This is a genomic window from Rhizobium sp. 18065 (assembly GCF_902706095.1).
GTDB lineage: Bacteria > Pseudomonadota > Alphaproteobacteria > Rhizobiales > Rhizobiaceae > Allorhizobium.
The window spans coordinates 457252-471548 of record NZ_CACSJP010000003.1 but is presented as its reverse complement, the minus strand read 5'-3'; the positions used below and the strand labels follow the sequence as shown (position 1 = coordinate 471548).

Here is a 14297-nt window from a genome sequence, read left to right as displayed (position 1 = left end):
CCTCCCAGGATGGTTAAGTGAGACTGTTGGGCTCGCCGGCTGTTAACGCAGCCATTGAGCAGGCACGATGACGATGTCCGGGAACAGGACAAGGACAAAAAGAACGAAAACCTGGGCAGCCAGGAACGGCAACACGCCGATCGTGACCTTGCCGAGCGGTACGCGACCGACGCCGCTGACGACGTTGAGAACAACGCCAACCGGGGGTGTCAGAAGACCGATGCAGGTGTTCATGATGAACATCACACCGAAATAGACGGGATCGATGCCGGCCTGCTTGATGATCGGCATCAGAACCGGTGTCAGGATCAGAATGGTCGGCGTCAGGTCAAGCGCCGTGCCGACAACGAGCACGAGCAACATGATCACGAACATCAGCAGGATCGGACGATCGATCAGCGGTTCGATATAGCCTGTGATTTCAGCCGGAATATTTGCGGCCGTGATCAGCCAGGCGGAAACCAGAGCGGCGCAGACCAGGAACATGACTACAGCCGTGGTTTTTGCAGCCTGGAGGATAACACGCGGCAATTCCCGCAGACTGAGTTCCCGGTAGATGAATACACCGACGAACAAGGCATAGGCGGCGGCAACGACAGCCGCTTCCGTCGGCGTTACGATGCCGGCCTTGATGCCGCCGAGGATAATGACCGGCATGCCAAGCGCCCAGAGCGCACGCGCGGTCACCTGCATACGTTCCTTCATGGACGTGCGGGGAAGTGTCTGGACATTGTCCTTGCGAGCAACAATCAGCCACGTCACGATGAGCGCGACGCCCATCAGCAAACCAGGCACGATGCCGGCCATGAACAGTTGAGTAATGGACACATTGGCTGCGACGCCGAAGACGATGAACGCCATGGACGGCGGGATGACCGGTGCAATGATGCCGCCTGCCGCAATGAGGCCTGCGGAGCGGGGCACATTATAGCCGGCCTTGGCCATCATCGGGATGAGGATGGCGGCAAGTGCCGCGGTGTCTGCCGCAGCCGATCCCGAAATGCTGGCCATGATGATGGCAGCCATGATTGCGACGATGCCGAGACCGCCACGGATGTGGCCGACACAGGCGATGGCAAAATCGATGATGCGGCGAGACAGGCCACCGGCATTCATCAATTCGCCTGCAAGGATGAAGAAGGGAATTGCCAGAAGAGTAAAGGTATCGGCACCGGCGATCATGTTCTGCGCAATGATCTGCGAATTGAACATGCCCATGAACCACATGAGCACGACGCCGCAGAACATCAGCGAGAAGGCAACCGGCACACCGATGGCCATGGCTCCGACGAGCGAAGCGATGAAAACAAGCAAAGTCATTGGCTGCGCTCCGCCATCTGTTCGGCAGTGAGGTTCTCGCCGGCAAAGGCGGCGATTTCTTCGTCGGTAACCCGGCCCGTCAGCAAACGGATCAGGCGTTCGAGCGCAATGATCACGACGCCTGCACCGGTGAAGAAACCAATGCCATAGACCCAGATCATCGAAATCTTGGTGACCGGTGCATCCATGCTGGCATTGATCGGCACCTGGTTCCAGGTGCCCCAGAAGAAGATGGCCGACACGCCGATGATAATGATGTTCGAGAGGATCATGCAGACGATACGGCCCTGGCGGCCAAGCATCATCACCAGTGTTTCCACGCCGACATGCCCATGTTCGCGAAAAGCGACCACTGCCCCGATGAAAGTCAGCCAGACAAAGAAGTAGCGCGACATCTCATCCGACACATTCAGGCCTGAGTTAAACCCATAGCGCAGGATCACATTGACGAAGACCATGATCGCCATGCCCGAGAGCAGGATGATCAGCAGGAGTTCAAGGAAGCGGTAGAAAAGGTCTATTGCCCTTTGCATAATGTCCCTCACGCTTTTTCCAGAAGACCACGACCGGCCAGGTTGCGAATGAGTGCGCTCACGCCAAAGGTCCATTCCGGGCAGGCATCGCTGCGCTCGACCCAGTTCACCAGGCGACCGAGCTTGCTCGTCGAGATTTCGACCCTGTCGCCGACCTCATGGGTGAAGCCAAGGCCCACGCCGCGCCGATCCTTGACCGGGGCAAACATCGTGCCGAGAAAAAGCACCGCCCCATCCGGATACTGATGATTGCGGTTCATGAGTTGCGATGCAAGGTTTTCCGGCGAGCGGCTGATGGCTTCCATCGGGCTCTCGCCGGTCATTTCGAAACCGTCATCACCGGACACCCGAAGTGCCACCCGGACACGGCGCAGGTCGTCCATCGTGAAGGCGTCATCAAAGAGCCGGATGAACGGACCGATCGAGCAGGATGCATTGTTGTCCTTGGCCTTGCCGAGCAGCAGCGCCGAACGTCCCTCCACATCGCGCAGGTTCACGTCATTGCCGAGCGTGGCGCCGACGATCGTGCCGTCTGAGCGGAGCGCGAGCACGACTTCAGGCTCGGGGTTGTTCCATTGCGAAATCGGATGAATACCGACAAGCGCGCCGCAGCCGACGGACGACATCGGCTGGGACTTGGTGAAAATCTCGGCGTCAGGGCCGATACCTACTTCCAGATATTGCGACCACAGGCCCATGTCCTGCAGCAGAGCCTTGACCTTGGCTGCCTGTTCGGAGCCGGCCACAAGTCCGCGCAGACTGTCACCGAGAACGGGCGCAAGCTTGCCGCGGATCGCCTGGGCACGGAGAGGGTCACCTTTCGCCTGCTCTTCGATCACCCGCTCCAACATGCTGTCGGCAAAGGTTACACCGGCAGCCTTGACCGCCTGCAGGTCGATCGGCGCCAGGACCATGCCCTTATCGCCGGACAGGAAGTCATCGAGGCTGCCGAGGTCAGTCAGTTCAGACGTCGGGGATGCTTTTCGCAGGAGATCAGCAAGGTTATCTTTCTCAAGCAGTGCCGACATGGTTGCGGCCATCATCGTCAGATCCAGAACGCGGCCGCCGGAGATCATGACCGGGCATGGGCCAGCGCTTGCCTTCGACCAGACGCGCCCAACGAGAAGCGCATTGGCTGCGTCTTCGGGTAAGACGGATTCTGCACGCAGTACACGTTCGGAATTCAAATGCAGTCCTCCACACTATCCAGGACGAGCGTGCCCTCCAGCACCACTTGCCCTATTGTCAGGATGTCTGACAACGCTCCGCCAGCGTTTTTAATGCCACTTGCCCGACCTGTCCAGAGCCTAAGGCGCAAAGCCCGCAAAAACCTGTTTGCAGCTCATATCGGCCACTTAGCCGTCCGCAAGGCTCAGAATATTTCCAGCGTCAGGTCGAGTCGGCCGGCGGCCCCCATCAGGTGGTCGTGCATTGCCGCCCGAGCCTTCAAGGGATCGCGCGTCACCACAGCATCGCGAATGGCCACGTGTTCTGCAATCGTGATCTCGACGATTTCCTCAAGTATGGCGGCGGCGCGAGCTGCATTGATGGCCAGGCTGATGCGCTCGGCGATGAAACCGATGAACAGCGGAAAATACTCGTTATGGGTAGCAGCCGCCAGCGTCCTGTGAAAAATCAGGTCGGCAACGATACCCTGATCGGTCCATTTCTCGGCACCGGTCATCTGGGCAAGCGAGGCGTCCAGTTTCTTCAGATCGTCGTCATCGTGATGGACGGCAGCAAGACCCGCCGCCTCGATTTCCAAGGGGATGCGCAACTGGAAAAGGCTGCGAAAGCTGTCGCGATGGTGAAGATCTGTCTGCTCAATACGGATGGAGCCCCGCCCCATGCCTTCGATGACAAAGGCGCCCACACCCTGGCGGGTATCGACCAGTCCCTCGTTGCGCAACTGGGCGATTGCCTCGCGCACAACGGAGCGGCTGACGCCGAATGTCTTGGCCAGGATATGTTCGGTCGGCAGTTTCTCACCCGGCTTGATCCGGCCCTCGGCAATTTCCTTGCCGATATGGCCGGCAATGCGTGCCGGGAGATGTTCGATCCGTCTGATCTGGCTGAAATCCGCCGTCATGTTGGTGTCCGTCCCTGATGATGCCAGACTATTCTACGATATGCCGGGGAAATTCAATTGGCAGCCCGGGTTCATCACCATCGCCGGATCGATGGCCTGCTTCAGGGCGGTCAGCAATGCGCGTCGCGAGGGATCGAGGCGCTCCTCGAAATCGGCACGCTTCAGGCGACCGATACCGTGCTCGGCGCTGATGCTGCCATGGTAGTCGTCCAGCACCCTGTTCACCACGGTCTTCGCCTCGTAGATCCTGGCTGCGATCTCGGCCGGCGAGCTGCCGGATGGTGGCAGAACGTTCAGATGCACATTGCCGTCACCGACATGGCCATAGGACACGCTGATGCAATCGGGAAGCGCTTCCGATACGGCCTGCTCCGCATCGCGGACAAAATCTGCAAGACGCGAAAGCGGAACGGATATGTCGGTGCGCATATGCGGTCCACGCTTGGCCTGCCCCTCGTTCATGCCTTCGCGGAACAGCCAGAGATTACGCGCCTGCGCCTGCGATGCGGCAATGACGCCGTCAACAACGAGACCGTCCTCCATCACGCCACCGAGGAAGCGCTCCATCAGGTCGGCGATATCGACGAGACCTGAGCCGGAAATCTCCATCAGCACATAGGCTGGATAGTCACCGGCAATTGGCATGGCCAGATCCGGGATTGCTTCCCTCGCCAGGACAAAGGCAAGCGGCGGCATGAACTCGAAGGCCGACATCAGGTCGCAGCAATCGCGGCGGGCGCGTCGATAGAGCGTGATGGCATCGTCGAGCGAATTCAGCCCGAGCAATGCCGTAGCCACCTGGTCGGGAGAAGGCATCAGCTTGATCGACACCGCGGTGATAATGCCGAGCGTGCCTTCCGCACCGATGAAGATCTGCTTCAGGTCGACACCACGATTGTCCTTGCGCAGGGTCGACAATCCATTGAAAATACTGCCGTCCGGCAGGACGACCTCCAAGCCGAGCACCAACTCGCGGGTCATGCCATAGCGCAACACATTGATACCGCCGGCATTGGTCGAGACATTTCCGCCGATCCGGCAGGACCCCTGCGCGCCGAGCGCCAGCGGGAAATACATTCCCTTCTCGGCGACTGCGTCCTTTACCTCGGAAAGGATACAGCCTGCCTCGACAACGGCCGAAAAATCATCGGTGTCAATGTTGCGGATCGCGGACATTCGTTCGAGGCTAAGGACCACCTGGGTTGCGGGCTGATCGGGCACGCCACCATGCACCAGGCCGGTATTTCCCCCTTGAGGAACGATCGAAAGCCTGAGCTCCCGGCAGATGAGAACAGCAGCGGCAACCTCTGCCGTCGAGCGTGGTCGCAGCACCGCAATGGCGCCGCTGGCGACGTCACCGTGCCAGTCGCGGCAGAAGCGCATCATCTCGTCCGGCTGTGTCAGCACCATGTCGCTGGTCAGTGCGGCACGCAGGGATGCCTGCAATTGAGCGGATGTACTCATGACCTCGGCCTGCATTGTCTTGCCCTTCGCTCCGACTGCCCCATCGAAACCAACGGTCCTCAGTCCTTGCAGACCGGGCGTGTATTTCATGGGCAATCAAACTATTCTGTTTTCAAGCGAAGCATATAAGGTTATCAGACAACCTTACAATCAAAATTTTTCTGTCTTTCGCCGAGCCGGCTCGGTGAAATCTCAGAGTTGAAACCAGGGAGGAGAGACCTGATGCATATCCTGATCATCGGCGCAGCCGGTATGGTTGGCCGCAAACTTGCCGCCAGACTGACTGCGGACGGCCAACTCGGCGGCAAGCCGATTACCGAGATGACCTTGGTAGATGTCGTCACACCTGAGGCCCCAGCGGGCTTTACTGGAACGGTCCATGCCAAGGAGGCAGACCTTTCTGCTCCTGGTGAAGCCCAATCGCTCGTGGCCGCCCGGCCCGATGCCATTTTCCATCTGGCCGCGATCGTCTCCGGCGAAGCCGAACTCGATTTCGAGAAGGGCTACCGGATCAATCTGGATGGTACGCGCTATCTGTTCGACGCCATCCGCCTCGCCAATGGCGTGGACGGCTACAAGCCGCGCGTCGTCTTCACCTCGTCGATCGCGGTCGTCGGCGCACCCCTGCCCTATCCGATCCCGGACGAGTATCACACGACGCCGCTGACCAGCTACGGCACCCAGAAGGCGATCTGTGAACTGCTTCTGTCCGACTACAGCCGTCGCGGCTTCTTTGACGGCATCGCCATCCGCCTGCCGACGATCTGCATTCGTCCCGGCACGCCGAACAAGGCAGCCTCCGGCTTCTTCTCCAACATCCTGCGCGAGCCGCTGGTCGGCAAGCAAGCCATTCTGCCGGTGTCCGACGATGTTCGCCATTGGCACACCTCGCCGCGCTCGGCCGTCGGTTTCCTCATCCATGGGGCTACCATCGATCTGGAAAAGGTCGGCCCGCGTCGGGCTCTTTCCATGCCGGGGCTCAGTGCCACGGTCGGCGAACAGATCGAGGCACTGCGCCGCGTCGCCGGCGACAAGGCCGTCGCATTGATCCGCCGCGAGCCGGACGAGATGATCATCAAGATGGTCGCCGGCTGGGCTCCCGGCTTTGAGGCAACACGTGCAAAAGCGCTTGGCTTTACCGCCGAAACCTCCTTTGATGAAATCATCCGCGTGCATATCGAGGATGAACTGGGAGGAAAACTGTGAGCGAAACTGATCGGGGCGAAGACCATCCGCGCCGGATTGCCTTTCTCGGAACCGGGCTGATGGGCGCACCGATGGTGCGACGGCTGCTGGCAGCCGGCCATCAGGTCACGGTCTGGAACCGTGATCGTTCCAAGGCGGATGCCCTCGTCTCCGACGGCGCTATCGTCGCTGCGACGGCTGCAGACGCTGTCAAAGGTTGCGACATCGTTTTCACCATGCTGAGCGACGGCAAAGCCGTCGATCAGGTCTTGTTTGATGGCGGCGTTGCCGGCGCCCTTGCTGAAGGCGCCGTTGTCGTCGACAGCAGTTCCATCTCGCCGCCGATTGCCAAGGATCACGCAGCGCGCCTGAAGGCGCTCGGCGTCGCGCATGTCGATGCGCCCGTCTCGGGCGGCGTGGTCGGTGCAGAGGCGGGAACGCTCGCCATCATGGCCGGCGGTGACGCCGGTGTGATCGAGGGGCTTGCGGACGTGTTTGCGGCGCTCGGCCGGGTAACCCATGTCGGTCCCTCCGGCGCGGGCCAGATCTGCAAGCTTGCCAATCAGCAGATCGTCGCGATCACCATCGGCGCTGTTGCCGAGGCGATGATTCTGGTCGAAGCCGGCGGGGCAAGCCGCGAAAAATTCCGCGATGCCATTCGCGGCGGTTTTGCCGAAAGCCGGATCCTGGAATTGCATGGTGCGCGCATGGTCAAGCGTGACTTCAAGCCCGGTGGACCGTCAAGGCTGCAGTTGAAGGACCTGGACGCGGTAAAGGCGATGGCCGATCGATTTTCACTGGATCTTCCGCTGACCGAGCAGGTGCGCCGCGAGTTTTCCGACTTTGTCACCGGAGGTGGCGGCGACACGGACCACAGCGGCCTGTTGCTGCATCTGGAAGCGATGAATGCCGCCAAGGGCGGGGAGGAAAACAATGGCTGAGGACAACAAGACGTCACGCCGCCTGCGCTCGCAGGACTGGTTCGACAATCCCGATCATCTCGACATGACCGCGCTCTATCTCGAGCGCTTCATGAATTATGGCACCACGCCCGAAGAGCTGCGCTCCGGCAAGCCGATCATCGGCATTGCCCAGTCGGGCAGCGATATCAACCCCTGCAACCGCCACCATATCGAGCTTGCCAAGCGCATCCGCGACGGCATTCGCGATGCCGGCGGTATTCCGATCGAATTTCCAACACATCCGCTCTTCGAGAACTGCAAACGGCCGACAGCCGCATTAGACCGAAACCTTGCCTATCTGGGCCTCGTCGAGATCCTCTACGGCTATCCGCTCGATGGTGTCGTTCTGACCACCGGCTGCGACAAGACCACGCCCTCGGCTCTGATGGCGGCCTCGACCGTCGATATTCCGGCGATCGTCTTTTCCGGCGGCCCTATGCTTGACGGCTGGCATGACGGCGATCTGGTCGGATCCGGCACCGTCATCTGGCGGTCGCGGCGCAAATATGCGGCAGGCGAGATCACCCGTGAGGAATTCCTCCAGTCGGCGCTCGATTCGGCACCTTCGATCGGCCACTGCAACACCATGGGCACAGCCTCGACGATGAATGCCATGGCGGAAGCGCTTGGCATGTCGCTGACCGGCTGCGCAGCCATTCCGGCTGCCTATCGCGAGCGTGGCCAGATGGCTTATCGCACCGGACGTCGCGCTGTCGAACTGGTGCAGCAGGATATCAAACCGTCGGATATTCTGACGCGCGAGGCTTTCCTGAACGCAATCAGGGTCAATTCGGCGATCGGCGGCTCGACCAACGCGCAGCCGCATCTGGCCGCCATGGCCAAGCATGCCGGCGTCGATCTGTATCCGGACGACTGGCAGACGCATGGCTTCGACATTCCGCTGCTGGCCAACGTGCAGCCGGCTGGTGCCTATCTCGGCGAGCGTTTCCACCGAGCTGGCGGCGTTCCCGCCATCATGTGGGAACTCTTGCAGGCGGGCAAACTGGCGGGCGGCTGTCCGACGGTGACCGGCAAGACCATGGCGGAAAACCTGGAGGGCCGGGAAGCCACCGATCGCGAGGTCATCCTGCCTTTCGACGCACCGCTGAAAGAGCGAGCCGGCTTCCTGGTGCTGAAGGGCAATCTCTTCGATTTCGCCATCATGAAGATGAGCGTCATCTCGGCCGGCTTCCGCGAAAGGTACCTCAGTGAACCGGGCAAGGAAGGCGTTTTCGACGGCAAGGCCGTGGTCTTCGATGGCTCCGAAGATTATCACAAGCGCATCAACGATCCGGACCTTGATATCGACGAGCGCACGATCCTGGTCATCCGTGGTGCCGGACCGCTCGGCTGGCCGGGCTCTGCCGAGGTGGTCAACATGCAGCCGCCGGATCACCTGATCAAGAAGGGTATCCTCAGCCTGCCGACGATCGGCGACGGTCGCCAGTCCGGTACGGCCGACAGCCCGTCAATCCTCAACGCCTCGCCCGAAAGTGCTGCCGGCGGTGGTCTTGCCTATATCCGCAGCGGCGACATCATCCGCATCGATTTCAACCAGGGGCGCTGCGACATGCTCGTCGAACAGGATGAGATCGATCGCCGCAAGGCAGACGGCATTCCCGCCGTTCCCGCCGATGCGACGCCCTGGCAGATGCTCTACCGGCGCACCGTCACACAACTTGCCGATGGTGCCGTCATCGAAGGCGCTCCTGCGTTCCGGAAGCTGGCTGAAAAGCTGCCGCGACACAATCACTGAGCATGGAGACGTCCCGTGCAGCAAGGGCAACCATTGCATTGCCCTTGCTGCACGGCTTTCCTACACGCTTGTGTGTCCAGCGAAATCCATCACCCTCACGGCAATCGATGGATTTGCACCTCCGGAACCACCGTCTTGGCAAGCTCGCAAAGATGCCAGTGGTGGGTGAGATAGATCACCTGGCCGATATTCGACATCTCGCCCAGAAGCCGGAAGACCTCGGTCGAACGGGGGTCGTCGAAGCTCTCCATGATGTCGTCGGCAACAAAAGGTACCGCCGGACGAACGGCGGCAAACTCCTCGTAGCCCGCCAGGCGCAGCGCCAGATAGAGCTGGAACTGCGTGCCTGTCGACATGGTCTCGGCCAGTTTAGATCCGCCGTCCTGTGTGACGCCGATCAGGATTTCCCTGTCCTTGTCGAACTGCGTGGCGAGGCCTGAATAATTTCCGCCCGTGATCAGGCGGAAGGCTTGGGACGCCCGGTTCATCATCGAGCTGCGGTGCTTTTCGCGGTAGGTATGCAAGGCCTGTTCGGCCGCAAAGATCCCGGCTTTCAGTGTCAGATAGCGTCCGGCAAGCTCCTCGATTTCGAGGAAGATTGTCCTCCGTCTGGCCTCGATACGCGCCACGGTGTCGTCACCGCCGACCGCGTCGAGCTTATCCGTGGCGCGGGTCATCTCGGCATAGAGGTCTCGCGCCCGGTCTGTCAGATCCTCGATGCGGGCCGATAGCTCAGCGACTTCGTGTTCGACGCCATGGGTGTCGGTGTCCGACAGGCGCTTTTCCGCCTCCGCAAAGCTCGTTGTTCTGAGGCTCTGGGCAATCTGCTCCCTGAGCGCGATGATACGGGATTCAACCCTCTCCCTTTCCTTTGCCTGATCCAGAAAACCAGCAACGGCGGTCAGTGTATCGGTGCCGAAATAGGCCGTCAGTTCGGTCTTGCGCGCAGTGTGCACGGCAAGGTCCGTAGCAAGACCAGCCCGCTGCGCCCTCAGGTTTGAAAGCTCGACTTGCTTGTCGTGCACGATCTGCTGATTCCGCAGTGCAGTTTTGTGGCGTTCGAGCAATCGAGCGGCCGCCGACAATGGATCATCCGCTGAACCACCATCATCGAATTGGCTCAGCAAGGCGGCGACTTCGGTTCGAAACTGCGCCTGGTCTCGCTCCATGGCGCTGACACGCTGCGCCATATCCAGGCGTTCCCTCAATATGCCGGGCAGTTTCGCCAACACCTGCAGAATTTCCCGGATCGCGGCGACCGAGCCAGCCTTGTCGGACAGCCAGGTGTTGCCCAGCGCCTCGCGCCAGCCTGCCTGCCAGCTCTCTGCGTTTGCCTGCGCTTGCCGCCAGTCACGCTCGCGTTCCGTCAATTCCCGCGAAAGGTCCGTCGCCGACTTCTCGTGGCGCGCCCTCGCATCAGAATCCGCCCTGTGTCGGACCAAAAGATCGTTCGCCGCCACAACCAGTACATCAAGAGATGCGTCATGGAGTTTTTTTTCGTCGGTCGCTGTCGGCCGGGCTTTAGCCAATCCGGCCAGAAGCTCGGCGTGATATCGATCGAGCTCCGCATGGATGTCGGCAATTGCCGCGTCGGCCTGATACAGGTCGTCTTGTGCAGACAACGCGTCGAGGCGCCGCGCCGCCCAGCTCTCCAGTGTCGCCAACCGCTCCAGCGCATCATCTTGCGTGATCAACATCTCCGGCAGGAAGGCTGCAATCGTTTGCGCCAGTGCCGCATACTCGGACTGCGCCTCATCGAGCAAGTGCGCCTGTCTTTCGATGGCGGCCGTGTTTTCAGCCGACCTTTGTTGCAACTGGCGAAGACCGGCCAGGTCGTGGGCATGCGCCAGGCGGCTGGCAGACACAGCGTCGTCACGGCGCATGAGCGCCTCAAATGACATTGCCGTCTCCATATCGAGCGCGCCGAAATGCATCTGCCAGGCATTGTCACGCTCCCTGCGCAGAGCGTTCGCCTCGCTGTCGTCGATCGTGCCGCTGGCCATCAAAGACGCAAGGCCAGCCTCTATCGCAACCCGGTCGGTGACGAGGTCGCGGTGACGATTGCGATGATCCGCCATGCGGCGGTCGATCGCGGTCGCCTGGGACCGCCAGATCTCGATCTGCCGAATGTCCACCGACCGTGTCGCAGCCAAGGCGTCCAGGTTGCCAGACCAAGGCGCCAGCAGCGCCAGCCGACCATCAAGGTTGCGCTGCTGCTGTCGTCGCGCACGCTCCTCGACAGAAAGCCTCGAGACAAGGTTCGAGCCAGTCAGCCGGGCCAGCGCCGTATCAAGCCGCGCCAGTGCTTCTGCGCCTATGACCCCAGTTTTATCGCCTGCATCGGCTGCTTCCCTACGCAGGCTGTCGAGTGTATTGCGGGTCCGTTCAAACTCACGTTCTGCCCCCACCAGTTCCGCATCGACGCCAGAACGCCTTTCAATCAGGTCACCAATGATCGCCGTGCTGCTGGCCGGCAGTACCAGGGCTTGCGGGTTGTCGTCGCCCGGCCGTTCGAGATCAACGAGCAACCGTGCCAGCATGCCTTCCTGCTCGGCCAAAGCCAGCCGGCGCTTGGGCAGATCCACTTGGGCGGCACGAAACCGCGCACTGCCGTCGGCAAGCAATTCCATGTGGCTGGCGATCGAGAGGCTCTTCTCGTCGACCACGATGCTGCCAATCTCGGCCGCGACCTGATCGATGCCGCGGTCCTTCTCCTGCAACAGGGCCTGAAGTCGGGTTTCATCGCGCGAAAGCTGCGGCAGCAATGCAAACCATTCGGCGGGAGGGCGCGGCAGATCCGCCTGCATGGCCGGGTCGTCGAGAAGCCGCGCCAGCTCTGAGGCAAGCGGCAGCGCAGTCAGGATCCGCGTCAGCTCCGTGTGCCTGATCCTTGCTTCGGCAAGTTCGCCCGCCGCACCATCATAGGCCGACTTTGCCTGCAGGTAGCTCGCCATCAGCGCCGCATGGGCTGCGGCAAAGGTATCGGTCGCGTTGCGCTCGGCCTTCAACGTCTCCAGTGAGCGTTTCAGCTCGGCAAGCTTGGTGCTCGACGATCGCTTTTTATAGAACGAAGTGGCCTCGTCCGCGGCAGAAGACAGGACCTTGCTCAGGCCGGCCAGGCCGGAACTGGCAGAAAACAACAGCTCGCCCAGTTCGCCCTTGCTTTGCATGATGGCGTTTCCGCCGTCCTTCAGCGACTGGTCGTCGAGCGAAAACATCGTGCGATAGGCCTCACGACTGATGCCGCCCAGCGCGCCGGATACAAGTGCGTCGTTGACCGGCGCGCCACGGGCGTCGATGAGGCTGCCGCTGCGCTGCTTCAGCCGGACCAATTCATGGGCGACCCCATCGACCTCCAGCTCGGCACCGATGCGCATCGCGCCGTAGGGGTGCAGGAAGTTATAGGGCGTTTGCGGATGCATCCCGAACAGCAGGTCGAGAAATGCGGTGAGTGTCGTGGACTTGCCCGCTTCGTTGAGGCCATAGACGATATGAAAATCCGGCCGTCCCGCGACAGCCTTGCCGAAGTCGATGACGCAGTCGGTGAATTTGCCGTAGCGCGTGAGATCAAGGCGATTGAGGCGCATCAGCTGTCGTCCCGCTCGGCAGCGCTCATGCGCGCAGAAATGTCTTCGGTTCCCCTGGCAAGCAGTCCGTCGATGAAACGGTCAAAGCCGGCTTGATCGTCACCCGCAAAATTCCGGCTCTCCGGAGGCAGGTCAGCCAGAAGATCGCGGACCATGTCGCTGATCTCGTCACGAAAATCGGAGCGGCCGAGGATTTCATCGCGCATCAACTGCCTGAGTTCACCGACCGGGTCGGCGGTTGTGCCGCGTGTTGCGGTCGGCGGCTGCACTTCCACTTCCAGCTTTTCGATCCAGGTATTGCCGATCCGCTCGCTGCGCTGTTCGGCTTCCGCCTGCATCAGGTCGATGTCGCGGCGGATCTTCCAGGCGAGCGTCGTCTCCCCCGTCAGCCGCAATCGCGCAACCAGGTGCGGCGAGGCGGTGCGCTCGCGCTGTGCAAGCAGCGCCGTTTCGATTGCCGCCGCCGCGTCGCGCCATTCGACGACACCGCCGAGGTGAACACTTACCCGCTCGAACTGCGCAACGCTGGTCAGGCGCTCCTCGACGGCAATCGAACGATCGTCGGCGATGGTCACAAGCGACACGGTCTTCGCTCCCGCTTCATTGATATCGCGGCCCTGAGGCATGCCCGGCATGATGACCGTGCGCGCACCCTGATGATGGGTACGTTGATGGATATGGCCAAGCGCCCAGTAATCGAAACCGGCGGCATGCAGATCGGCGACATTGCAGGGTGCATAGACATCGTGTCCCGGTGCGCCGGCAAGGCTGGTATGCATGATGCCGATGTTCACCGCGTCCGGCACGGGCGACTTGTAGCGGGGCAAAAGCCCGTCCGGCGCCTGGGGCTTTGAAAAACTCATCCCGTGCATTGCAACCGAAAGGCCCCGGCCGGCGGACTCGACCACCTCGGCGCGCGCGCCAAAGATCTTGACGGTCGGCGGCAGCACCAGCTCCTGCGTAATTCTGGACAAGGCGTCGTGGTTGCCGCGGATGACATAGGCGGCGATACCGGCCTCGTGCAGGCGCTGCAACTGGCTGGCTAGAAACCGCGCGGTCTTCATCGAGGTCTGATCGCCATCGTAGAGATCACCGGCAATCACCAGGGCATCGACCTGTTCTTCAAGGCAGAGATCGACAATGGCAACCAGTGCCTGGCGTGTCGAACCGCCGATGAGCTCAGCCAACTCGCTGTTGCGCAGCGCCAACGAGCGCAGCGGTGAGTCGAGATGGATGTCTGCTGTATGAACAAATCGAAATGGCATGAAGGAACCCGGTACAGAATCTTTTCACTATAGGGTAAAGCCACAGCCTTCTGCTAGCACTGTGCGGGCATGAAAAGGACCCGGCGCGCCGCCTTGGATGCCAGCGGCGATTTACTTCGCGTGCATTTTCGACGAG

10 protein-coding genes are annotated in these 14297 nt (G+C 61.1%); 3 read left to right on the top strand and 7 right to left on the bottom strand.

Features of this window, described 5'->3' with window-relative positions; genetic code table 11:
• Positions 1 to 42: 42 nt before the first annotated feature.
• From GVK95_RS10665 to GVK95_RS10645, 5 genes are all read right to left on the bottom strand, one after another.
• Positions 43 to 1320 carry a TRAP transporter large permease subunit gene (locus GVK95_RS10665; RefSeq protein ID WP_159949284.1) on the bottom strand — a complete coding sequence of 426 codons (1278 nt, stop codon included), beginning with the start codon at positions 1318 to 1320 and terminating at the stop codon, positions 43 to 45.
• Positions 1317 to 1853, bottom strand: a complete 537-nt coding sequence (locus GVK95_RS10660; protein ID WP_159949282.1) for a TRAP transporter small permease — start codon at positions 1851 to 1853, stop codon at positions 1317 to 1319. Before GVK95_RS10660 ends, GVK95_RS10665 begins: the two co-directional genes overlap by 4 nt.
• A gap of 8 nt (positions 1854 to 1861) precedes the next feature.
• Positions 1862 to 3040 carry a fumarylacetoacetate hydrolase family protein gene (locus tag GVK95_RS10655; RefSeq protein WP_159949280.1) on the bottom strand — a complete coding sequence of 393 codons (1179 nt, stop codon included), beginning with the start codon at positions 3038 to 3040 and terminating at the stop codon, positions 1862 to 1864.
• 185 nt (positions 3041 to 3225) lie between these two features.
• Positions 3226 to 3942 carry a FadR/GntR family transcriptional regulator gene (locus tag GVK95_RS10650; RefSeq protein WP_159949278.1) on the bottom strand — a complete coding sequence of 239 codons (717 nt, stop codon included), beginning with the start codon at positions 3940 to 3942 and terminating at the stop codon, positions 3226 to 3228.
• Positions 3943 to 3975: 33 nt separating this feature from the next.
• Positions 3976 to 5406, bottom strand: a complete 1431-nt coding sequence (locus GVK95_RS10645; protein ID WP_244618733.1) for an FAD-binding oxidoreductase — start codon at positions 5404 to 5406, stop codon at positions 3976 to 3978.
• Positions 5407 to 5628: 222 nt separating this feature from the next.
• Between GVK95_RS10645 and denD the strand changes: the two genes are divergently transcribed.
• From denD to GVK95_RS10630, 3 genes are read left to right on the top strand one after another with little or no spacing between them, the layout of a single operon-like run.
• Complete coding sequence (gene denD / locus GVK95_RS10640; RefSeq protein ID WP_159949276.1) at positions 5629 to 6612, top strand: D-erythronate dehydrogenase; 984 nt, start codon at positions 5629 to 5631, stop codon at positions 6610 to 6612.
• On the top strand, positions 6609 to 7532 hold the full coding sequence (locus GVK95_RS10635) for an NAD(P)-dependent oxidoreductase (protein WP_159949274.1): 924 nt from the start codon (positions 6609 to 6611) through the stop codon (positions 7530 to 7532). The genes denD and GVK95_RS10635 overlap by 4 nt, the downstream gene beginning before the upstream one ends.
• Entirely contained in the window at positions 7525 to 9309 is a 1785-nt protein-coding gene (locus GVK95_RS10630; protein WP_159949272.1) for an IlvD/Edd family dehydratase, read from the top strand. Before GVK95_RS10635 ends, GVK95_RS10630 begins: the two co-directional genes overlap by 8 nt.
• Before the next feature lie 95 nt (positions 9310 to 9404).
• Here the strand turns inward: GVK95_RS10630 and GVK95_RS10625 are convergent, their stop codons facing one another.
• Complete coding sequence (locus tag GVK95_RS10625; RefSeq protein WP_159949270.1) at positions 9405 to 12896, bottom strand: AAA family ATPase; 3492 nt, start codon at positions 12894 to 12896, stop codon at positions 9405 to 9407.
• Complete coding sequence (locus GVK95_RS10620; RefSeq protein WP_159949268.1) at positions 12896 to 14161, bottom strand: DNA repair exonuclease; 1266 nt, start codon at positions 14159 to 14161, stop codon at positions 12896 to 12898. The genes GVK95_RS10625 and GVK95_RS10620 overlap by 1 nt, the downstream gene beginning before the upstream one ends.
• Positions 14162 to 14297: the final 136 nt, after the last annotated feature.